This window comes from Pseudoalteromonas nanhaiensis, from assembly GCF_051235485.1.
Lineage (GTDB): Bacteria > Pseudomonadota > Gammaproteobacteria > Enterobacterales > Alteromonadaceae > Pseudoalteromonas > Pseudoalteromonas lipolytica_C.
In genome coordinates this window covers 1-22300 of record NZ_JBPNYQ010000038.1, presented here as the reverse complement: position 1 = coordinate 22300, position 22300 = coordinate 1, and the positions used below count along the sequence as shown (strand labels likewise).

The 22300-nt window shown below is 38.2% G+C and carries 21 protein-coding genes, 1 tRNA gene and 1 pseudogene; 10 read left to right on the top strand and 13 right to left on the bottom strand.

Annotated features, from left to right (window positions below; translation table 11 throughout):
* Nucleotides 1–63: 63 nt before the first annotated feature.
* The 3 genes and pseudogenes from ACSFVZ_RS19840 to ACSFVZ_RS19830 all read right to left on the bottom strand — a co-directional run.
* Nucleotides 64–1422 carry a hypothetical protein gene (locus tag ACSFVZ_RS19840; protein ID WP_435559472.1) on the bottom strand — a complete coding sequence of 453 codons (1359 nt, stop codon included), beginning with the start codon at nucleotides 1420–1422 and terminating at the stop codon, nucleotides 64–66.
* Nucleotides 1419–2669 (bottom strand): site-specific integrase, encoded by a 1251-nt coding sequence (locus ACSFVZ_RS19835; RefSeq protein ID WP_435559471.1) that lies wholly within the window; start codon nucleotides 2667–2669, stop codon nucleotides 1419–1421. The genes ACSFVZ_RS19840 and ACSFVZ_RS19835 overlap by 4 nt, the downstream gene beginning before the upstream one ends.
* 338 nt (nucleotides 2670–3007) lie before the next feature.
* Nucleotides 3008–3739 (bottom strand): annotated as a pseudogene (locus ACSFVZ_RS19830) (magnesium chelatase domain-containing protein); the annotation flags it as partial.
* A 272-nt stretch (nucleotides 3740–4011) separates the two neighbouring features.
* Between ACSFVZ_RS19830 and ACSFVZ_RS19825 the strand changes: the two are divergent.
* The 4 genes from ACSFVZ_RS19825 to ACSFVZ_RS19810 all read left to right on the top strand — a co-directional run bounded on the left by ACSFVZ_RS19825 (nucleotide 4012) and on the right by ACSFVZ_RS19810 (nucleotide 6925).
* A complete protein-coding gene (locus ACSFVZ_RS19825; RefSeq protein WP_435559470.1) occupies nucleotides 4012–4248 on the top strand; it encodes a hypothetical protein in 237 nt (78 codons plus the stop codon).
* Nucleotides 4241–4732 carry a hypothetical protein gene (locus ACSFVZ_RS19820; protein ID WP_435559469.1) on the top strand — a complete coding sequence of 164 codons (492 nt, stop codon included), beginning with the start codon at nucleotides 4241–4243 and terminating at the stop codon, nucleotides 4730–4732. Before ACSFVZ_RS19825 ends, ACSFVZ_RS19820 begins: the two co-directional genes overlap by 8 nt.
* A 503-nt stretch (nucleotides 4733–5235) precedes the next feature.
* Nucleotides 5236–5979 carry a YagK/YfjJ domain-containing protein gene (locus ACSFVZ_RS19815; protein ID WP_435559468.1) on the top strand — a complete coding sequence of 248 codons (744 nt, stop codon included), beginning with the start codon at nucleotides 5236–5238 and terminating at the stop codon, nucleotides 5977–5979.
* Between the two features lie 319 nt (nucleotides 5980–6298).
* The gene (locus ACSFVZ_RS19810; RefSeq protein WP_435559467.1) at nucleotides 6299–6925 is read left to right on the top strand and encodes a recombinase family protein; all 627 of its coding nucleotides are present in this window, start codon (nucleotides 6299–6301) and stop codon (nucleotides 6923–6925) included.
* Between the two features lie 109 nt (nucleotides 6926–7034).
* Here ACSFVZ_RS19810 and ACSFVZ_RS19805 read toward each other — a convergent pair whose 3' ends face one another.
* The 7 genes from ACSFVZ_RS19805 to nudE form a co-directional block, all read right to left on the bottom strand.
* Nucleotides 7035–7772: a hypothetical protein gene (locus ACSFVZ_RS19805; protein WP_435559466.1), complete on the bottom strand. Its 738-nt coding sequence runs from the start codon at nucleotides 7770–7772 to the stop codon at nucleotides 7035–7037.
* 73 nt (nucleotides 7773–7845) lie between these two features.
* Nucleotides 7846–9555 carry a recombinase family protein gene (locus ACSFVZ_RS19800; protein WP_435559465.1) on the bottom strand — a complete coding sequence of 570 codons (1710 nt, stop codon included), beginning with the start codon at nucleotides 9553–9555 and terminating at the stop codon, nucleotides 7846–7848.
* Nucleotides 9556–9579: 24 nt separating this feature from the next.
* Nucleotides 9580–9720 carry a hypothetical protein gene (locus ACSFVZ_RS19795; protein WP_435559473.1) on the bottom strand — a complete coding sequence of 47 codons (141 nt, stop codon included), beginning with the start codon at nucleotides 9718–9720 and terminating at the stop codon, nucleotides 9580–9582.
* Between the two features lie 38 nt (nucleotides 9721–9758).
* On the bottom strand, nucleotides 9759–10373 hold the full coding sequence (locus tag ACSFVZ_RS19790; protein ID WP_135923194.1) for a trimeric intracellular cation channel family protein: 615 nt from the start codon (nucleotides 10371–10373) through the stop codon (nucleotides 9759–9761).
* A gap of 789 nt (nucleotides 10374–11162) precedes the next feature.
* Nucleotides 11163–11239 (bottom strand) — tRNA-Met (locus ACSFVZ_RS19785).
* 239 nt (nucleotides 11240–11478) lie between these two features.
* Nucleotides 11479–12276 (bottom strand): 3'(2'),5'-bisphosphate nucleotidase CysQ, encoded by a 798-nt coding sequence (cysQ, locus tag ACSFVZ_RS19780; protein WP_135923193.1) that lies wholly within the window; start codon nucleotides 12274–12276, stop codon nucleotides 11479–11481.
* Nucleotides 12269–12841 carry an ADP compounds hydrolase NudE gene (gene nudE / locus ACSFVZ_RS19775; RefSeq protein WP_171040476.1) on the bottom strand — a complete coding sequence of 191 codons (573 nt, stop codon included), beginning with the start codon at nucleotides 12839–12841 and terminating at the stop codon, nucleotides 12269–12271. The genes cysQ and nudE overlap by 8 nt, the downstream gene beginning before the upstream one ends.
* Nucleotides 12842–12902: 61 nt before the next feature.
* Here nudE and yrfG point away from each other — a divergent pair, with 61 nt between their 5' ends.
* Entirely contained in the window at nucleotides 12903–13559 is a 657-nt protein-coding gene (gene yrfG, locus ACSFVZ_RS19770; protein WP_135923191.1) for a GMP/IMP nucleotidase, read from the top strand.
* Here yrfG and ACSFVZ_RS19765 read toward each other — a convergent pair whose 3' ends face one another.
* Nucleotides 13560–14180, bottom strand: a complete 621-nt coding sequence (locus ACSFVZ_RS19765) for a dUTP diphosphatase (RefSeq protein ID WP_235384116.1) — start codon at nucleotides 14178–14180, stop codon at nucleotides 13560–13562.
* Between the two features lie 133 nt (nucleotides 14181–14313).
* Here ACSFVZ_RS19765 and ACSFVZ_RS19760 point away from each other — a divergent pair, with 133 nt between their 5' ends.
* A complete protein-coding gene (locus ACSFVZ_RS19760) occupies nucleotides 14314–14943 on the top strand; it encodes a peroxiredoxin-like family protein (RefSeq protein WP_135923189.1) in 630 nt (209 codons plus the stop codon).
* A gap of 32 nt (nucleotides 14944–14975) precedes the next feature.
* On the opposite strand, the gene ACSFVZ_RS19755 is transcribed toward ACSFVZ_RS19760, so the two are convergent.
* Both ACSFVZ_RS19755 and ACSFVZ_RS19750 read right to left on the bottom strand, forming a co-directional pair.
* Complete coding sequence (locus ACSFVZ_RS19755) at nucleotides 14976–15344, bottom strand: YacL family protein (RefSeq protein ID WP_135923188.1); 369 nt, start codon at nucleotides 15342–15344, stop codon at nucleotides 14976–14978.
* A gap of 123 nt (nucleotides 15345–15467) precedes the next feature.
* Nucleotides 15468–15692: a hypothetical protein gene (locus ACSFVZ_RS19750; protein ID WP_054554878.1), complete on the bottom strand. Its 225-nt coding sequence runs from the start codon at nucleotides 15690–15692 to the stop codon at nucleotides 15468–15470.
* 259 nt (nucleotides 15693–15951) lie between these two features.
* On the opposite strand from ACSFVZ_RS19750, the gene uvrD reads away from it, so the two are divergent.
* From uvrD to ACSFVZ_RS19730, 4 genes are all read left to right on the top strand, one after another.
* Nucleotides 15952–18117: a DNA helicase II gene (gene uvrD / locus ACSFVZ_RS19745; RefSeq protein ID WP_435559464.1), complete on the top strand. Its 2166-nt coding sequence runs from the start codon at nucleotides 15952–15954 to the stop codon at nucleotides 18115–18117.
* On the top strand, nucleotides 18095–20203 hold the full coding sequence (locus tag ACSFVZ_RS19740; protein ID WP_435559463.1) for a GNAT family N-acetyltransferase: 2109 nt from the start codon (nucleotides 18095–18097) through the stop codon (nucleotides 20201–20203). The genes uvrD and ACSFVZ_RS19740 overlap by 23 nt, the downstream gene beginning before the upstream one ends.
* On the top strand, nucleotides 20127–21251 hold the full coding sequence (locus ACSFVZ_RS19735; protein ID WP_290442525.1) for an ABC transporter substrate-binding protein: 1125 nt from the start codon (nucleotides 20127–20129) through the stop codon (nucleotides 21249–21251). Before ACSFVZ_RS19740 ends, ACSFVZ_RS19735 begins: the two co-directional genes overlap by 77 nt.
* A gap of 67 nt (nucleotides 21252–21318) precedes the next feature.
* Complete coding sequence (locus ACSFVZ_RS19730; RefSeq protein WP_138558122.1) at nucleotides 21319–22167, top strand: CZB domain-containing protein; 849 nt, start codon at nucleotides 21319–21321, stop codon at nucleotides 22165–22167.
* Nucleotides 22168–22300 lie beyond the last annotated feature (133 nt).

Sequence of the window (22300 nt, the reverse complement as noted above, 5' to 3'; positions counted from 1 at the left end):
TTTACACCCAAATTTGTATGCTTATTAGCATAACATTTCTTTCTTAATGGGTGGCCAAATTAACTATGCCACTACACTTAGCCTTATCATGCTAGATGTAGCATCTAAAAAGTCTATATTAAATGCAATACTCAAGCTTTGCCGTGATTTATAAGACGCACCACCTTGTAAAGGATGAATCCTCACTTTCCGTTCTACACTAGCTAAAAACAACCTATCAGATTCATTTTTAGTATGAGTAAAGTTTTCAAGAACATGCTTTCTCAACCTTAAATATAATCTAAAGTCATCTTTAAACTCATTTTGAATTTCAAATTTAACCTTCTTTCCATTAGCTCTCATTTTTACTGACGTAAAAAACATTGAACTCTTGGTAAGTTCGTAGTCTTCATTAAAATATATCCTCGCTGCGGAAGAATCATTCATGCCCGTTAAAAATAGAAAATGCATAAAATAAGCTTTCAATGAATAACCAATCAGTAGCTGTCTGACTTTTGAATCAACCTTTTGTGCTCGTTCAAATGCTTCATTGCCTTTTGTTGATATTGAATTAGCCTTATGTTTCTTTATACTATATAAGGAGCATAACTCTTCTATTGAATAAAAGCGTCCATCTTTGTAGTTAAATGCAGCCCCAGCCTTCTTATTACTAGTAAATAATGCATAAGCATATGGCGCTAGCCAGATTTCCTTATCAAGTAAGATAACTTTTGAAGGCAGAGTTTCTGGTTTCAATAGAATATCTGTGAGTTGTCGGAATAATTGAGTGTAGAAAGTGAATTGCTTGTTTAATTTTTCATTGCTTATAGTCTTTCCTGAGGTAAGTTGATTCCGGTTTTCAGAAATGAGCTGAACTCCGTTTTCAAAAAATACTTTATCGCAACTCTCACTAAATACCTCCTCCAGAAAAAGTAATGAGCTATTTTGTCTGGCCCTTGCCTGAAGGCTTGATATCCCCAGTTTTTTAGCTTTGTCATATAGTGCTATTTCATTTCTTAAATAATGTAAATAATTAATAAAAGATAACTTTGCTTGGTTGGGGGTTTCCGGAAAACTCTCCTTTATGCACCATCGAATATAATTGAGAATATATCTACATTGATAATAGATTGTACTTTTCTGCTTTAAGTCTTGATGCATTCTATTTACTAAAGATAGAACAGACTTAACTATCACTTTATGGTTTGATAGGAGTGAGTTATCAACAACATAGGCTTCTGTACTATCTAACCGGTTTTTTTTAGATAACTGGTAACAAAAATCAACAAGTGATAGTTTTACATCTAACTGGATAATGATGTTATCTAGTCTATTCAATTTATCTAGATGAGAATCCTGATTAAATAAATTTTGTAGCTCCTCTAAACTAATTAAATTAGTTTTTAATTTAGTATAGCTATATAAAGGAGCATCCTCTTTCATATCAAACCATCCATCAGTAACTTGAGGTGCTTTTCGTAAGAATTTTGAACCTCAGAAATTAAACTAAACTTCCCATCAAATGTAAGATATTGCTCTGTAGTTTTTAAACTAGAATGATTCAAAAGCTTGTGTACAAGTCGGAAAGTCTCCTCAAAGACCTGAGACTTTGAAAGGCCAGCTTCTGACTTATTAAAAAGTTCTAACCCGAACCTCACATAGTTCATACCGGCAGTTGCTCTTGTATCATGAAATTTATAATGATTTTGGAAACCTTTCCGTTTGAGAATAGGTTTTAATTGTTTATTTATGAAGGTTTCCAAAGCTTGGCCGTTTGGTGGTTGCTTGAAACTCCCTCTATAAATATCAGCTTTGCCGATATAAAGTGGATTGCCGAATTTTGAAAGAAAAACATATTGGTCGTCAGAATTTATACTCTTATATTTTCCTTTCGCTTTTTCCAACCTAGTTAAAGCTCTAGGTGATTTAATATATAACTGAGTCTTATAATAAAGCTCAACAGGCATCCAGATTAATTCAGATTTATTCATATTCCGACTATCTTTACAATCTGCAATCAATCGAGAGTTTGAACTTCCTCCTGCATGTAAGCACACCATTCCAAATTGGTTAGGCTTTGGCTCACCAAGAAACTGGTTTCTTCTATAAGTTAAAATTGTTTGCTTTCTTGCACCTGATAATAGCCCATGAAGATGAATCAATGTCATTTCTATATGGTTAATTTCTTTTAAAGCATCAACCAGTATTAGTTGTTCTTCTTTATCTAGAGGCCGAAGCATCCCTCCATCAATAATTTTTCCTTCATATGCAGCAGTTTCAATTTCAGCTCGATTGGTACCAGGAAATTTAGCTACATCGTAGGACCTTACAGCCTTACTTACCCCTCTTCCTTGAACATTATAGTAGGAAATATAATGCTCTTTTTCTTCCCAAGGAGGAAAGGTGAATCGTACACCTTCATAACTTATTAGAAATTGATAAAACTTAACTAGATTTGACATATACAGTTTTGCTGTATTCGCAGAAAGTACCCTTCTCATAACCTTATCATTCAATTCAAATCTAAACCTTCTCAAGGGGCTTCTCGCTCTTGAATTACATTCTTTATAATCAATGTTTTCAGATACTATAAAGTCTGCAAATTTTTTTAAGGCAAGAGCTTTTCGATATAAGTTTTGATGAGAAGGTGGCTTTAAATAGCAGTCTTTATCTTTGATTAAGCTTATCAAAACCGATTTGCTTCTTCCCAAGGGGAATTATCATGCAAAAGTACAATAGAGAAATGGTTATATGTCTGCAACTCTCTCTTCTTATGAAGGTACTCAACAGAACCATTAACTAAAGAAACATCGGAAATTTTAAACTCTGGAATTATTAGTACTCTTGATTTGCAGTTTTTTTTACTCAGCAAATTTAACTTAGAAAGCCTCATCTTTTATTGCTCTTTCTAAAAACACTTAGAAAAACTACAAGTAAATAACTAACATTTCAATGCTTTTTCCTTAAATAACAAATATGTCCATTTGTTTTTTTCTTAATGATATGTCTGTTTTTTGTTTATCTTATCTGTGTGGTGTGGATTTCGAAATGGTCGCTCGCGCCAATTTGATAGATCTACCGATTGACCTATAATCGAATATAATGCTGCGGTACTAATGGCTTCTTCGTCAGACATGGTAGGCATAATCGTCGGCATACGCTGTGCGAGCATTGATTTTCCTGTACCAGGGGGGCCAAGAAAAAGTAAGTTATGTCCACCAGCGGCAGCGATTTCTAACACTCTTTTTGCGCCGGGCTGCCCTTTCACATCACTTAGATCAAGTAACGACTCTCGGTTTGGCTGCTGCTCTGGGTAGTGGATATTCAAAGGCAGAGGTTGTTGATTTAGTAAGTCGTTCCAGACATCTTGTAATGAATAAACCGCTTTTCGTGATACGCCAGAAACTAAACTAGCTAAGTTATCGTTTTCGACAGGTAAAAAGCAACAGCGCCCTTGCTCTTTAGCACCCAACACTGAAGGTAAGATAGCATTCACACCTCTCACTTCACCGTTTAAGGCAAGCTCACCATAAAATTCATAACGATGTATGTCGTTGCAGGTGATCTGTCCAGAAGCGACTAGAATCCCTACTGCTATGGCTAAGTCAAATCGCCCGCCATCTTTTGGTAAATCAGCGGGCGCAAGATTAACGGTTATACGTTGATCAGGAAAGCCAAACTGCGAGTTTTCGAGCGCGCTACGTACACGGTCTTTGGCTTCTTTTACTGAGGCTTCAGGAAGACCAACAATATGAAAAGCATTCTTTTAAGCCATATGAAAAAATAATAATAAAAAGCAATAACTATAGTCATCACCGCCACAATAAAAATGAATAAAAACCACCAAACACCCACCTTATTTGCATAAGTATTCACATTGGTATATAATATTAATTATAAACACTGATACCCCTAATCAGTTCAAAACAACTCTCCCACTTTCAGCACAAACCATCTGTTTCCTCAACTAACTAACGACATAGGCAGGTGGTTTTGTGCGCTTTATTCATAAAAACAAAAGGTAAAACAAACATGACAACATTTGAGATTACAACAACCTTAAAGAATATTTATTCACTTCATACAGGTAAGCTACTTTGCTCAGAAGTGATTAAGCACCATACTTCTCTAAAAGACGTACTCAGAGATCTAGACATTGATGTAGACGCTTCTCAGCGTGGCAAATACTTGAAAGCCCTGTCATTGCTTAACGATGGTGTGCCATTAAACAAAGTCATTTCAGCAATCGCTGGAGGTGCTGATGAGTAAGAAGTTACCAAGCGCACTACAGAAACTTTTAGAAGAACATAAACAAGCTTGGCAAGTAGATGAGCAAGAACTCGCCAAACGTATCAATAACGCTCATATAAGTTATTTAAAGAGTTACCCCAATCTTGGGGATAAAGATTCTAATGCACTTGTTATATTACCATTCAGAAACTTTTCTGATGCAGTTAAAGCTTTAACAACAGAATTAAAAGATTGTGATATTGACTATCAACGAACAACCGTTGTCTCAGGTGGTACATACAGAATTGCATATACAAAACCACTGTCAGTACAATCCGCAGATTTAGAGCGTATTGAAAAGCAAGTTAAGCAAAAGTATGAGTCAGAGCTCGATGCCGTCAAGCAAGAATATGTAGAGAACTTATTGTTTGAGCATGAGCAGAAACAAGTAGCAGCAAAACAAGTACAAGAAAAACAACAAGCAGCAAAACTTAAAGAAACATTGCTCAGCTTACTAGATTAAAGCCCCTGTAATGCTCTGTAACGAATTTTAAAGCACTCACCAATACAACTAACACCAATATACTAAAAAGCTCTTAGAATCACTTCTGAGGGCTTTGTTTTTATATAAACGAGGAATATTCACTATGTCAGATAACAAAACAAATATTAAAGCTCTACTGGAATATTTAGGGTATGACTTCACTACCAATACACCGCCAGCGTATGCTTTTGCATTAGCATTAGAGAAGTCGGGGTTCTCGAAGTTAAGAATCGTACAGCTAGTATCACTAAACTTTCCGATAAAAGTTAATTTTTAAGCCATTCAATGTGTCACCAACTCCATTTATGATATTATATCGTGAACCACATGCAAGTTTTTGAGTTACGCCCTTTTGTTATATGGGCTATAGAGCCATTACAACTTGGTAAATAAGCATATAAAAGTATCCTAAAAATTCTTTTGGATCTTGTAATAACTACCTACTTCTCAATAGTAATTACCTTTAAAAAGGAGTTTATTTAATGGGTAACAAATCTAGTAAACGAACATATAAAAGACGCTTTTATCATTGTGAAACTTACAATACGTTAGCTGTAAATAACTCACTTGATAAAAACGGAACAGGTAATTTAATAGAGAAAAGACTCAGCAAAACTTACTTAACTATCGCCAGCGCTTTAGAATATTGTTACTCAAGTGTTTTGCAGCAACATTTCACAATAACATTACCAGATGATTTCCCCGCTGAAATTGACATAAAAGATTTATACAAGCGATTCAAAGATAAGCTAGATAGAGACTGGCGACTTAACAATAACAAACGCAGAAAGCTATTCTACATTGCAACGATTGAAAAAGAGAAATCCAAAAAGTGTCACATTCATTTTATGACATTTACTGATAGCAATGTTAATACTGCCATAGGTGTAATAAACCTTATTGAAGAAGCTTGGAAACACGCAATCAACCATCAATTCATTGTGAATGATGATTTACTAGATTTAGAGTTATATAAAAAGGGCTTAGTACACTACAAAACAAACGAAGAATATGGCATTGAGAAGTATCAGCATCTCATTAACAAGCATAATTTTGAATCAATTAGCCAAGCTATGTTTTGGGCGAGTTATCTATGTAAAAATAGAAAAGGTACAGATTTAGATAAATTCAAATCATCATCTGTCAGTAAAACAGCAGGTCAATTTATGAGTGATATGCTAAACAAATGGCAAACGGCATCAAAGCCCAGCGCGCTTAAAAAATAATCAACCTTATTAAACACAACTGTAAACCCCGTAACCATCTGAAAAATAATAACTTTCCACTAGCTATACACTAAAACAACATTATTATACTCGTTCATAATTTATACAATATGTATTTAAGTTATTGAATATATTGGTTTAATTGCTGGTGGATTGTTACAGGTAATCTCTATCATAAGACTATAAAGTTTTCGATACTCTCCCCACCACAGCCAACCATGCTAATTTTCACTTCATAACATATACGGAAAATATGTTTACAAGAATTCTCATAAGGTTTACTATTCAAACTAAGTTAATGAGAATCCAAGGGCATATTATGAATACGAGAATTTATCTAAGAGCATCGACAAAAGAGCAAGATGCAGAACGCGCTAAAAGTCTATTAGAAGATAAAGCACAAGAACTTGGGCTAACTATTGTTGAAACTTACATCGAAAACTATACAGGTACTAAACTTCACCGCCCAGTGCTTAACAAGCTATTAGAAGAATCTAACGCTGGCGATGTGTTACTTGTAGAATCAGTAGACCGTCTTAGTCGCCTTTCACAGCCAGATTATGAAACTCTTAAAGACCAACTAAAAGCTAAAGGATTACGATTGATAGTTGCTGACTTACCAACCACTCATCAAGTGAATGACGGCTCAATCGCAGGGCAAGTATTAGATTGTATCAACAATATGCTGGTTGACTTGATGGCAACAATGGCGAGATTAGACCAAGAAAAGCGTGTAGAACGCATCAAACAAGGCCAGAAGCGCGCTAAAGAGCTAGCAGCCGCAAAAGGCATAGAGTTAGACAAAGGTGGTCGTCCAGCTAATACAGAGCTAATCAACAAAGTTGACGAATACATTAAGAAAGGACTAGCAGCTAAAGAGATTATGCAACTAGCTGGCTGTAGTAGTGCTACATTCTATAGAATAAGAAAACAGCTAACCACCTGATATAGCTCATATATTTCAAAATAAGCTCGATATTTCCAGTACTGGCTGTAGCCCTCACTAAGTGAGTCGAGCAGACTTTCTCACTTTTTATACTTTTCTAAAATTTTAGTTAAAAATCTTCTTTTGCGTTGAGAAAATTAGCTCTTTGTCTCTTTAAATCCATTTGTGGGAGTGTAAAACTTAACCTTATATATGAATTACCTTCTACTGTAGTTATGTTATATACGATGGCTCTTATATTCTTTGGTGTTGACACGATAGCGCTCGTATAATCATCAGCATTTGCGAAATTGGCGTGTTTTTCGATAAATATATAAGATATTTCTCCTTGATGTAGTGCTGTGTTTTCGAATTTAACCAATTCATCTGTAAAGTTATTCTCACTTTCACTTTTACTTTTACTAATTATATCGAATAGCTCGTCTTTCCCTTGAATTGCGCTCATATTGAAACCTCTAATGAGGTTAGCAAACAGTTTTTGGTGTAGCTCATTAGTAAAAAGATTAAATAGAGTGACACCCACAACCTTTTTATCTTCATAAATTAAAGCTAATTCAAAACTTGTATCGGTGAAATCAACACCACTTAAGCATACAGCATTATTTTTAAGCTCAAGCGAACAATCATAATATCCCTTGCTCTCCCTAAAATTGGCAATGTGTGTCCCATAGTAATAATTTTTGAACAGCTTAATATCATTATCTAAGTTTGCACTAACTGTAGGAGAAATAAGAATAAATAGAAGGGTCATACACATAGTATTGAAAGCTCTACCCTTAAAGACTTTCGCTTTATTAAGAAGTTCTTTTATGAAATCCATATCAAACTCACTTTGTTCATTTATCATTCAGTAATAATACTACAGTAAAAAGGTGCTTTGTCTAATTGCAGAGGTAGTTAAAAACAGGCTAATAATTACTTTATAATATATAGATATTTGGATCGATTGGAACAGGGCTATCACCTGAAGAGTCCATAAGTTTTATAATTTCATATGTGTCTCCATACGTTAAAACTCCATCTTCATCGACTGAAATATATAAATCTCCATCCCACAGATAACTAGTCATAGCTTTAGAAGAACGATGCGGCTTTTTCATAGTCATAATCAAAGTATCTTTATTTTCATACAGTGAGTATTGGAAATTAGAATGTAGCTTTATGATATTGCCTTTTGACTTAAGCCATTTATTAAGATTGATAGCATCAGAAAGTGGAACAATCCTCCTAGTATCTCCTTCTAGGTACAGCCGCCAATCTACTCCATGGTCACCAATTGCAGTCATAAGAAAAGTTTTATTCAATCTATTGAGTACCTCATTTTCTTGCAACCCTTTAATCTTTAATTGAGTGTCAGCCAATTCACTTCTTAAAAGGTTAATCTTATTTTTTAAGTTCTCTCTCTCTACAGAGTCGACTGCATCTATAGCCAGTTCAGATGCAGTTGTTATTTTATCTCTTAAATTTGCTTCTTCGGATTTTAGAGACTCTAACTCAAGTGCATTATCTCTTGCATCATTCATAATCCAATTTTTCTTTTCTCTCCGAGTATTATTAATTAGAGCAGCATCTAAGGCATGACCAAAGTGAAAAACTAAGTCTGATTTATTCAAGCCACTACTACCGATAGGGCACATACCCCGCGCCCTATTCCTGCATTGATAGATATAGCTACCTGAACCTTTATTATATAATTTGGCTTCTGCTCCACAATCACAGAAAACAATACCGTTATATATGTCAAACGGCTGAACATTCTCACTATTTTTAACCCTGAAATTCTTACTTCTTGCCTCTTTCTGTTGTTGTGTCAGTAAGAACAACTCAACAGAAATGATTTTAGGATAATAGCCTGAAAATACTTCATCATTTTTACTTTTCAACTCACCTATAACTTTTCTATCAAAAAGAATTTTAGCAATATAGCTACCATGCCATCCTTTACCATTGAAACATTTAACCTCATCACGATTTAGTCTATTAGCTATAGCTGTAGTCCCCAATCCCTCTAAAGCATATAATTCGAATATTCTATTAACCGTTTTAACTCTATCAGCTAATTCAATAAAGCAATCATCTTCTTCTGACCACTCAAGCCAAGCAGGGCAATTTTTAGTTAACTTTTTGGTCTTACCTTCTCGTAGTTTGGTGCGGGTAGCCTCTCTAGATATAATTAGACGTTCAGAGAGTTGCTTAGAATAGTTATGTGCTTGCTGTATCTTTGCTTGTAGAGAAAAAGCAGCATGACCATCAAAAGATTTAGAATCATAGCGCTGATTATCCTCTAACGTAACAACTGTTACATACCTAAAAAGATCAATAATTAACTCAAGGAACTCAACACCGCGTAAGCGTCCTAATCTATCAATAGATTCAACAAGTAGAAAACTACCGACAGGGACTTTTTGCTGCTCACATGCACTCAAGAACGCGCCTAAAGCGCCAGCCGATTTATGTTTACCTGTATAACCTGACACACCTAAGTCTTTGTAAGATGTATCCTGTAGTTCAATGTGAGGATTATTAGATAAATAGTTAGCTAATAGTTGTTCTTGACGCTCAAGAGAATTACCTTGATTTTGTCGCTCACTAGAGAAGCGTATGTAAGAGTAGGCAGGGATTTTATTCATAGTATATAGCCACAGCTAAAGACGTTAATACAACAAAGTAGAGCATACGGCATAAAAGAACGCAATATGAAACGCTGGCAATCCATTACCTAAATGCACTTCAACAATCACTTCAGGAGCTTGCACGCCAACCTGAGCACGAGAAAAAATTCGGGCTAAAGACACGATCCGATATGTCCCTATAGTTCATCCATGAATACAGTTTAGTCAGGATATTTAAAAACATGCAACGTTAAATGCCACCTCATTGCAGCTAAACGAAGCATCAGTGTCATTAACATTGCCATAATCATGGCAAGCTCAGTGACTAAACCTAGGGAAATACTTACTGTGTAAACAATACCACCAGCGATACATGTTATCGCATACAGCTCGCCTTTTAACAGCATGGGTATGTTGCCTGCTAATACATCGCGAATGACTCCGCCAAAACATGCCGTGATAACCCCCATAATAATCGAAGTCGTATCTGGCATACCGGCAAGCATTGCTTTTTGAGCCCCCATAACAGCAAAAAACGCGAGTCCAAATGCATCTGCAATCTGTAGTGCACTTAGCGAAATAGAGCGCTGTTTGTTTATTAAACGCGTAGTGATAAATACCGAGAGTAAAATAGCCCAAAAATAGCTTTGATCATGCAGCCAAAAAACAGGAATGTCTAAAATAACGTCGCGGACTGTGCCGCCACCAATTGCAGTAACAGTGGCTAATACGACAACACCAAAGCCATCCATCTTTTTATCATATGCCAGTAGCGTCCCTGAGACCGCAAACACGGCTACGCCAAATAAATCAAACCAATGGTAAAGTTCAGTCATGTTTGTAGCTAAAAAGTAATATTACTGACGTTGTAACATAAACCTTTCTATCTTTTAAGCGAAGATTCATTACTCGCACAAAGCCACTATCATAATAAAGAAAAGCAACTGAATACTCAGCTGCCAAAACTCAAAGGAAGGAAAGCTGAACTGTAAGAGGTTAGGATCTCAGTGATGCTTTAACCATAGCTGTTATTGAGCCATGTTTGCCCGTCAAATACTTACACAAGAGATCCTATCAAGGTACAGCCTAAAGCCATACTTTAAGATTAGTTCAGTCAGTTCTGATATGTAAGTAAATTACGACAAAAAGAATGAAAAATAAGTAAAAAACACTTCTTTTAATTTTAATTATAATAATTTATTACTAAAAGCTAATACATATAAATTAAGTTGATTTTTATAAAGCATTTATCAATTTACGGGTGGATATCAAGCTATCAGGAAGGTGTTAGAAGGATTTAACATTAGCAGTTGATGCAAAGCAACTTTTTGCAGGCACAAAAAAACACGCTATAGCGTGTCTAGTATTACATATTAATTTTTTAATTTCAGTTGGTTGCGGGAGCTGTGAGTTTTGAGGGCGAACCGACGACCTTCGGGCTCTGAACCTGAATTTCAGACATAAAAAAACACGCTTTTGCGTGTCTAGTATTACATATTAATTTTTAATTTCAGTTGGTTGCGGGAGCTGTGAATTTTGAGGGCGAACCGACGACCTTCGGGCTCTGAACCTGAATTTCAGGCATAAAAAAATACGCTTTCGCGTGCCTATTATATAATTTCAGTTGGTTGCGGGAGCCGGATTTGAACCGACGACCTTCGGGTTATGAGCCCGACGAGCTACCAGGCTGCTCCATCCCGCGCCTGTATGTTTAGAGTCCCAGAAGCCGGATTTAAACCGACGACCTTCGACTTCAGGATTAGCGAGTCCGACGAATGATTTATCATTCTGCTCTATCCCGCGCCTGTAATCTCTAAGTAACATGAGCATGTTAACGATGCCTTGTTCCGAAGAGAGCGCTATAATATAGCAATAAAATTAGAAATCAAGCGTTATAATCAAAATACGGGCTTAAGCGAACAAAAAGCACACAAAACCTCACTAAAATGCGCGCTGATGTGGACTAATCATTTTTTGCCACTCCCAATCAGGGTGCCCCATAACAATAAAATCAGGATTCTCGGTACTTTCTCGTTGATTGTAAGTTAACGGATTGAATTCAGCGTCCGTGATGCAACCACCCGCTTCTTCAACAATGACTTGCGACGCGCCTGTATCCCACTCACCTGTTGGCCCTATTCGTAAAAAACAATCAGCTTTACCTTCCGCGATAATGCATGCTTTTAATGAACAAGAACCTAATGCAACCGTCGCAAACTGGGTATTTAAATATTGGCTAACAGCTTCAATTTTTTGTCTTCGGCTTACAGCTAAGGTTAAATTATCCGGCGTTGCTACCGAAATTTGCTGATCTTGGCCATTTTCACGTTTAAACGCGCCATTTTGATAACTAGCAAAATAAGTCACTTGTTTCGCTGGCCAATGAATAACGCCAAGCACTGGGCGATTATTTTCAACTAAAGCGATATTTACTGCAAAATCACCACTTTCTAAAATAAACTCGCCAGTGCCATCCATTGGATCAAGTAACCAATAACGCTGCCAATCTTTTCTATCTGCCAGCGCTGGAATAGGTGTTTCTTCTGACATAATTGGAATATCAGGCGCTAATGCTTGTAAGCCTGCCATCAACACCTCATTCGAGGCTAAATCAGCTTTAGTAACAGGCGTATCATCTGACTTTTGCTCAGCACCTATATCATCCTGTTGATAAATGGCCATTATAGCGTCGCCAGCTTGTTCAGCTAACCGAATACACGGCTCTAAAAAATTATTCATTGCCTGCTCCCGACTCTAAGTACTTTGTTAATAATAGCAAAGCTGCGACACTTCGTGCTTCGGTAAAGTCTTCTTGTTGCAATAATGATTGCCAATCACTTATTGGCCATTTCACAACGACAAGCGGTTCAGGCTCATCACCAGGTAAGGTTTCAGGGTAGAGATCTTCGGCGTACAAAATATGCATAGTGGCATTAAAGTAACTCGGTGCCATGCTGACTTTTTTAAGTTCAGCAAAGTGCTTCGCGCCAAAACCAACTTCTTCTTTAAGCTCACGATCTGCAGCTTGCTGTGGTGTTTCGCCTGGGTCAATTAAGCCCTTAGGAAAGCCCAACTGATAATCATTGGTGCCTGCACAATACTCTCGCACTAATAGCAGTTCATTATCGGCCGTTACTGGCACAATCATCACTGCCCCTCTGCCACCGCCACGAATTCTTTCGTATTGCCTTTGCTCGTCATTAGAGAACTTCAATTCGAGAGACTCAACAGTAAATAGTCGACTTTTAGCGACAACTTCATTAGACAAAATTTGCGGTGGTGTAGGATGCTTTTTCTGTGTCATTGGCATTAATTTGCTATCATGGCAGTTATGCTCATCATAAATCTTTTAAAGTGAATTGCCTATGTTAAATTGGTCAAAAATCGATACTGTGTTGTTAGATATGGATGGCACCCTACTCGATTTGCATTTTGATAATTACTTTTGGCTAACCGTTATTCCCGAGCAATATGCGCGTAAACATAAAATCAGTTTAGACCAAGCAAAAGCTGACATTTTACATCGTTATCAACAAGTTCACGGGCAAATTAATTGGTACTGCTTAGATTACTGGCAACAGCAACTTGATTTACCGATTATGGCGTTAAAACGTGAAATTCAACATTTAATCAGAATTCGTGACGATGTTCCGCCGTTCTTAACGGAGCTAAGAAAAGCAGGCAAGCAATTGATCATGCTTACTAACGCGCACCCAGATTGTGCCATGTTAAAGTTTGAACACACGGCTATCGATAATTACTTAGATGGGGTTATCTCAACTCACCAATATGGCGTGAGTAAAGAGCATCAACCATTGTGGCAACAAGTACACCAAGAATGGCAGTTTGATAAGGAACGGACTTTATTTGTGGATGATAGCCCTGCCGTGCTAGATGCGGCTAAAGAGTTCGGTATTGGCCATATACTTGCGGTTGCCAACCCTGATAGTCAGCAACCGCATAAGCAGTTCGATGGCTTTTTATCGACCATCGATTTTCGCGAGTTTATACCCGTTAAATAATTACTTCGGGTAACGCTGCTCTAGGCCTTGGTATACAAGTTTTGCAAAATCAGCATGCTCTGTATCCAGGCTTTTAACCACTTCTACTAAGTGCTCGTTATCTTCTTGGCCATTCCAGACTTTGATATAACTACCGTCTTTGTAACCATGATCTTGGCGGAAGAAGTTCAAGGTATTTTTACCAACATAACCACGGTATAAATCATCGATATCCATACCAATTTGCGCCATACAACCTGCAAATGCAGCTGCATTAAAACTCTTTTCAGCGACTGCTGACGCGGCTAATAATTCGAGTGTTTGTTTAAAGTCATCAGCTTGAATTGGCGCACTTAACTCAGCTTCAAGTTGCGCAGCTAACTGCTCATAGCTGGTTTCACCATCAATACGTAAAGATAAACCAAAATGGAAAATATCAACTAACTCTAAAATAACTTGTTCAGTATCTGGGGTTTGTTTTTTCCACCACTTCCAACCGTAGTGGTCAAGCATTTCAGCACACTCAACCCAAATTGCACGATACCACTCAAAACCTTGGCTAAACCATTGCTCATGAACTTTGGTATTCATCGCATTTTGCATCTCGAGCATAACAACGAGTTTTTGTAAATTAGCAGACATTCTTTATCCCAACTTGCATTTTTTATTTGCCTATATACTACAGTTAAATTTGAGTTTGATGTAGGTAAAGATGAAATTAATCCCGCAACAATCAGGTCATCTTTGCAGTTGAAAAAAATAACCGAGGAAGCCCATGTTTAAATCTCTACTCATTAGCGCGTTGTTTGTACTATCAAGCCAAGTTATCGCTGCAACTGCGACCAATATTGCCGAATCTGCTGAGCGAGTCAGTCCATTATTACCAGGATTAACGGTGCCAAATATTGAATTAAAAGACCAATACGGCAAAACAGTGTCTTTAACTGAACGCTTTAAAGAAAAAACCACGGTGCTGATTGTTTATCGTGGCGGTTGGTGCCCATATTGTTCAAAGCAATTGGCTAGCGTACAAAAAATTGAGAAAGAATTAGCAGATTTAAATGCGCAATTAATTGCCGTTTCGCCAGACAGCCCTGAAAAACTCGCTGAAACAAAAATTACAGCTCCTAGCTATCAATTGCTTTCTGACGACAGCCTCACTTTGGCGCAAACGTTAGGTCTAGCGTTTTATTTAGATGACAAAACAGCAAAGATTTACCGTAATAAGCTTGGGGTTAACTTTGTCTCGTTAGAGGGTGAGGCGAAAGTCGCGCTACCAGTACCCGCTGTATTCGTGATAGACACAAATGGGTTAGTTCATTTTCAATACGCTAACCCAAATTACAAAGTACGCTTAACAGAAGATTTATTACTAGCCGCTGTTAAATCAGTGAGTGAGCAATAAATTGGCAACCGATAAGCAGAACATGTTTCTGCTTATCGGCCTTGTGTAAACTCTTGCCAAGATTCAATTAAATCAACAAAGTCTTCAAAGCCGCAGCCACTGCACAGACCTTCTTCTTCAAGCATTAAATCATCATCTTGATAGGCAACTAGGTCTTCGTTGTCTTGATGTAATGCATGTGCTTCGAATAACGCTTCATCTTTACTTAAGATCAAATCAATTTCTTGACCTTGTAAAGTTAATGGCTCATTGCTGCTCTTAACCGCAGAGATCAACGCTTGCACCATCGCGATTTTTTCTTTACCGACTTCTTCGTTTAGCCAACGGCCTATGACGGCATGTTCAGAGGAAATTTTAATGCGTAAACCGCTAATTGGGTCGCGGATAAATTGATATTCCATGAAGGGTACTCGTAATACGTTATGTGCTAATTATACCGTTTGCAGCTAGACGTGGCGAGTTTTGTAAGGTTAAAACAATACGAGCGCCCATGCGGGCGCTCGTATTTATGCTATTTAAAATAGCTAGAGTCGCGATTTGAAGCGCGCAGCATCAATAATCGCCCATAGGTATACGATTGGCAGTAAAATAAAACCTACTGCAACATATATTAGTGCACCACTAATCACCCATGCTAAAAAGAATGCAATAGCCGCCATTAAACGACCTTGTACCAATTGTCCTAAACCAGGAAAAAAGATATTACATATTGCTGCGATTACATTACCGCCAGAACCTTGCTCTGCCATACTAACCTCTGTAGTTTTTAATGATTATACTTTTTATAAACACACTTTATGCCAACTTATTATGACTTACAAATCAAAGTGTTAAAAAGTAGCGTTATTTTGATTTTAGTTCTTTTTGCTAAAAATCGGTCAAATTCACAATTTTTATATCGTAATTTTAATGACTTGCCAAAATAGCTGTTTATAAAAACAGTATTTTATTTAGCCTTGCATAAACACCTGTTATACTCCACCCATTATAGATTGAAAAGGCGTAACGATGGACGTTTCTGAATTACTCGATGGCTTAAATGATAAACAACGGGATGCAGTCGCAGCCCCATTGCAAAACATGCTAGTACTTGCAGGTGCAGGTTCTGGTAAAACTCGAGTACTTGTTCATCGCATCGCATGGCTCATGCAAGTTGAGCAAGCTTCTGCATACAGCATCTTTGCGGTAACCTTCACTAACAAAGCCGCGAAAGAAATGCGCACCCGTGTAGAAGAAACCTTAAAAGCACCGGTTGGCGGTATGTGGATTGGCACTTTCCATGGCTTATCTCACCGCATTTTACGCGCCCATCACCGTGAAGCGAACTTGCCTGAAAGCTTTCAAATCTTAGATTCTGACGATCAACAACGTATGATCAAACGCTTGCTTAAAGCGATGAACATCGATGATAAAAAGTGGCCAGCAAAACAATTTGGTTGGTATATCAGCGCGAAAAAAGATGAAGGTCTACGTCCTAAAGACATTCAAGCCTACGATATTAATGAGCAGATGATGCTGAAAGTCTACGCTGCATATCAAGAGGCTTGTGATCGCGCAGGTTTGGTCGACTTTGCCGAAATTCTGCTACGCTGCTACGAAGTACTTAAAAACCACCCAACACTTTTACGTCACTATCAACAGCGTTTTGCTCACATGCTAGTAGACGAGTTTCAGGATACTAATACAATCCAATACGCTTGGTTAAAACTACTCGCGGGTAATACGAACAGTATTATGATTGTGGGTGATGATGACCAAAGTATCTATGGCTGGCGTGGCGCAAAAATTGAAAATATCAAACGCTTTTTAACTGACTTCGAAGCCGAAACCATTCGCCTTGAACAAAATTACCGCTCAACGGCAACCATCTTGAAAGCCTCAAATGCGCTGATCAAAAATAATGCTGAACGCATGGGCAAAAGCCTTTGGACAGACGGCAATGATGGTGAGCCTATTTCTGTTTACGCTGCGTTTAATGAATTAGACGAAGCGCGCTTTGTCAGCAGCAAACTGCGTAGCTGGCTAAATGCAGGTAATGCATTACAAGATGCCGCGATTTTATACCGTAACAATGCACAATCTCGTGTACTCGAGGAAGCAATGCTACAAGAAGGTTTAAAATACCGTATTTACGGCGGTATGCGCTTCTTCGAACGTCAAGAGATCAAAGATGCACTTTCGTATCTACGTTTAGTGGGTAACCGTCAAGATGATGCAGCTTTCGAGCGCGTTATTAACACCCCAGCCCGTGGCATAGGTGATAAAACACTAAGCCACATTCGTGATTGCGCGCGAAATGAATCATTGCCACTTTGGTATGCCGCAAAAGCAATTATCGAACAACAGCATTTATCTGGCCGAGCTGCAAGTGCCGTCACTAAATTCTTAGAACTTGTTGAACATATCGAAGATAAGATCAGCGATCTCACTTTAGAAGAACAAGCGAAATACGCCATTCAAACCTCAGGGTTAATGGCAATGTATCAAGCTGAAAAAGGTGAAAAAGGCCGTGCCCGGGTAGAAAACTTAGAAGAGCTTATTAGTGCTTGTGGTCAATATGAACTCCCTGACGATGAAGAGTTCAGCTCGCCACTACAGGGCTTTTTGGCATATACCTCTCTAGAATCTGGCGAAGGTCAAGCTGACGAGCACGAAGACGCGGTGCAAATGATGACCCTGCACTCAGCAAAAGGCCTAGAGTTCCCGTTGGTATTTATGGTCGGTGTTGAAGAAGGCATGTTCCCATCTCAACAAAGTAATGAAGAGTCTGGCCGTTTAGAAGAAGAGCGCCGTTTATGTTATGTCGGTATGACTCGCGCCATGGAAAAACTATACATTAGCCACGCAGAAAGTCGCCGTTTATACGGACAAGAAAAATACCACAGCCCATCACGCTTTTTACGTGAAATGCCTGAAGACTGTATCGAAGAAATTCGTATTAAAACACAGGTTTCAAGACCACCTGCAGCAGGTCGTTTTAGTCCATCAGTGACACATGCCGCATTTGAAGATAGCGGCTTTAACTTAGGTCAACGCGTCTTGCATGCCAAGTTTGGTGCAGGTACCGTACTCAATTACGAAGGTAGCGGCGCACAGTCACGTATTCAAGTGAACTTTGATGACCTAGGCAGCAAATGGCTTGTAACACAGTATGCAAGACTTCAAGCCTTATAATGAGTATTTAACAGCACTGTGCAACGAGCTGGTGATTGCAAAGCATCGCCAGCTTGTCATAGTGCAAGGAAGCGAAGCTTGGTGCTATCAGTTTGCAAACCAATTAGCGCTTAAAAATAGCTATGTTTTCAGTAGCAGCTCATTATTAGCAAATAGTGAGTTTCCAAAACATGCTCACCAAATTCTTGGTCAAGAGTTTCAATACGCAATTTTTGATGGTTTTAGCGGCTTATATGCCGATAAACTAGCCGCACTTGCAGGCACCGTAAAAGCAGGAGGTGTACTGATACTATTGCTGCCTGATGATAGTAATTGGCAAGACCCTGCACTCACAAGTATTACCTCCTATGGCCAAGTGATTCAACACAGCTTTTTTAATCAGCGTTTATTCGCCAAGCTAAAGTTGCAGCTACATTATTTTACTGAGCACTCGCTCCCTGCTTACCAATCAGTATCACCAGCAACTGCTGAGATAAATTTTCAGCAACAACAAACATGTGTTGAGCAAATTATTAAAACCGCAACAGGACGCGCTAATCGTCCTTTTGTGATCAGTGCCGACCGAGGTCGTGGTAAGTCAGCGGCTTTAGGACTTGCAGCAGCCAATCTTCAAGATAAAAAAATCCTTATTTGTGCAACCCAAGCCAAAGCTGTACAAACAAGCTTTAAACATTTAGCTGCTGAGCTTGGTGTTAGCAAAGAGCAAAACTGTAAGCAATTAGCTAACCTTAGCTATATTGCGCCAGATATACTGCTAAATGAAAAACCTGATTGCGATCTGCTGTTTGTCGACGAAGCAGCAGCGATTCCAGTTCCACTATTATTGCAGATCCTGAAAAGTTATCCACGAATCGTATTTGCTAGCACTATGGTTGGTTACGAAGGGAATGGGCGTGGTTACACGTTACGTTTTTTACATTACTTACGTAGCCAATATAAATCTCTAAAGACTATTACTTTGGATGAGCCAATTCGTTTTGCTAAACATGACCCCCTCGAAAATAGCCTACGCGAACTATTACTTCTCGATGCAAAGTACCTACACACAAGTAAAGAACAATCTCTCAATTTTGCACAAGTAAGCAAACAACAACTTGTTGATAATGAGCAACTGCTAGGCCAGATAATAGCCTTACTTGCTTTGGCACATTATCAAACCAGTGTTAATGATTTACGCCAATTACTTGATGCGCCTGAATTACAATTGTTTATTTGCACTCAAGCAGATGAGCTCAAAGGCGTCTGCTTGGTTGCTCTCGAAGGTGGACTGACTAAAGATATAGCAGATCATGTTAAAGCCGGTCAGCGTCGTCCGCATGGCCATTTGATGGCACAAACACTTACTCAACTAAGCAAAGACTCACACTTTCTGACAGAGGTCTCTGCTCGGGTTGTAAGAATAGCGATAGCACCCGAATGCCATCAGCAAGGAATTGGCTCAGCCTTATTAAAATACTGCGAAAGACAGTTAGATAATTGTAGCTATTTTGGGGCAAGTTTTGGTGCTAATGCATCGCTTGTTAGATTCTGGCAGCACAATGGCTTTCATGTCGTAAAACTCGGTTTTAGTCATGATAAGGCAACAGCTGAACACCCTGCTTTAGTGATCAAATCACTTTGCAAACAAAATAGTTCATTGGTACAGCAACTCATTAATGAGTTTAAGTTAGACATATCAGTGCAATTGTTAGGGCACTTTAAAAGCTTACCTTGGCAGTTAGTTGATCAATTAGTATCGCATTTGCCAAGCACTGCTTGCCCTACTGCATTATCCACTAGAGCAGAGCGAATAATCAGTGATGATTTCAATCTTTTCAATATACAACCTTTACTGTGGCAACTAATATGGCACACACCAATTAGTCTAAAATTATTAGATGAAAATACAAAATTCATCCTTATTAGACTAGTATTACAGCAGACATCTGTGAATAGCTTTATTTATGAAGCTAATTTTGCTGGCCGTAAAGAACTCGATTCACAGTTTATAACCGCAGTAAAAGGTTGGTATGCTCACTATAAATCACTTAACACTAAAAGTACTCAATGCCCTTTTAATAACCCTGGTGTTGATACCAACAACTAGCTTAGCGCAACATACGCAACCCCCTATAAAGTTAGGCATGTCTACCGCATTAACAGGACCTGCCAAACAAATCGGTGAGCAACTTGCGCTAGGCAGTAAAATTTACTTCGATAAAGTTAACAAAACCCAAGGGATCAATGGCCAGAATATAGATCTTATACTCGCTGACGATGGATATGAGCCAAAAAACACCGTTGTAAATACAAGACAGTTTTTGTACACCGAAAAAATTCACGCGATTTTCGGCTCGATGGGAACACCCACCGCTCACGCCATAAAACCATTACTAGATAGGCACCGCATTCCCTTTCTAATGCCGTTTACAGGCGCTGATTTTCTGCATAATAGCTCAATGCCCAATGTGTTTAACTTACGAGCTAGCTATCAAGATGAAGCTATTGAACAGATAAACTATTTGATAAAAGAACGTAACCATCAAAAGATCGGCTTAATCATTCAAGCTGATGAATTTGGCTACATGGTTGAAAGCAACTTAATCACTGCTTTAGAAGAGTTTGGCATCAAACCTATCGAAGTAGCTCGTTTTAGAAGAAATAGTTCAGATATATCGAAAGCCTTAGAAACCCTGAAGCAAAGCGAAGTAACGGCTGTTTGTATGGTAGGAACCTACCAACCGCTAGCAGAATTTATAAATACCAGCTATGAGCAAGGTTTCAAACCTGACTTTACATCCGTTTCATTTGTTTCTAGTCACGATTTATTTGCTCTTGTAAAACACCCAGCAAATATAATGGTCACAGAAGTGGTCCCCAACCCTAATAAATGTGAAAACGCCTGGTGTAATAGCTTTAAGGAAGATATCAAACCTTATAATGTGACCCCTAATCGAATTATTTTTGAAGGCTATTTGAATGCAGCAGCTTTAGTAGAAGCCGCAAAAGAATGCCCTACACCACTAAATAATCAATGCTTACTAATCCAGCTAAACAAAACCTTTGACAGAGATAGTGAGCTAGCCGCTCTGTTTAGTGACCCCGATAAAGATAAGATAAAAAAAATCTATCGCTCATACTACAAAAGTAATTAAATTTAACTACAACTAATTAGCAATAATGTTCTATGCTATAAAGACTTAACAAGGCTTTGAGGAAAATATGGATCTGATTAATTTTCGTGTCGGGCAAAAGACCATTTCATTAAAAATTCTCGATATACTTCTAACTGAACGTTATGAAGGAAATTTGACATCTTTGCCGAATGAAAATAAAAGCTTCATTGGTGTAAAAGACTACATGGATACACCCACCCCTATCTTTGATTTAGGCATCGTTTTAAACAACCAATCAACAAGTGATACAAACACTGCACTTTCAGATTTATTAGTAGAACGAGAAAAAGAGCACCTAGAGTGGCTAAATGCGCTGGAGCACAGCTTAGTAACAGGCACTCCATTCACTAAATCAACAGATCCTGATAAGTGTGAATTTGGCCGCTGGTATAATAATTTCAAAACAGATAACGAGGATTTACACAGCATTATTGTTAAGTTCGATGCACCTCATCGTGAACTACATGCTATGGCCAGAGAATTATTAGAGTTACAGAAAAGCCAACCTCAAGAAAAAGTTATTAGTGTTTTTGAAGAAAAAAAACGTCAGGTATTTAATCAACTTGTCAGATTATTTGAGTCAGCCCGAGAACAAATTATCCTTGATTACAAGCCAATTATTATCTTCACAACAAAAGATGGTATCACGCCTCATATAGGTCTGTTAGTTGACCAAGTTGAAGATAACATAAACGTAAAAAAAGAAGATATTAAACCATTAGAGCAGCTCACCTCTGTGGGTTTCGATGTTGATCCTCAGACGAAAAATATGATGCGTGGTTTAATCAAAATGAAAAATAAACATAGCCTGTTGTTAGATCCAAGCGCAATATTCCGTCCAGAACACCTCATGCGCCATGAAGCTGAAGAAACCGAAGAATACGGGCTTTTTTAGTAGCAAGAGTAAAGTTTAAAGCCTGCCGTAGGTTGAACAGGGCACGTTGTGTGGATAGCTAAAACGCAAAAAAGCCCGACTCTTTCGAATCGGGCTTTCTTTAATTTGGAGCCTGGCGATGTCCTACTTTCAC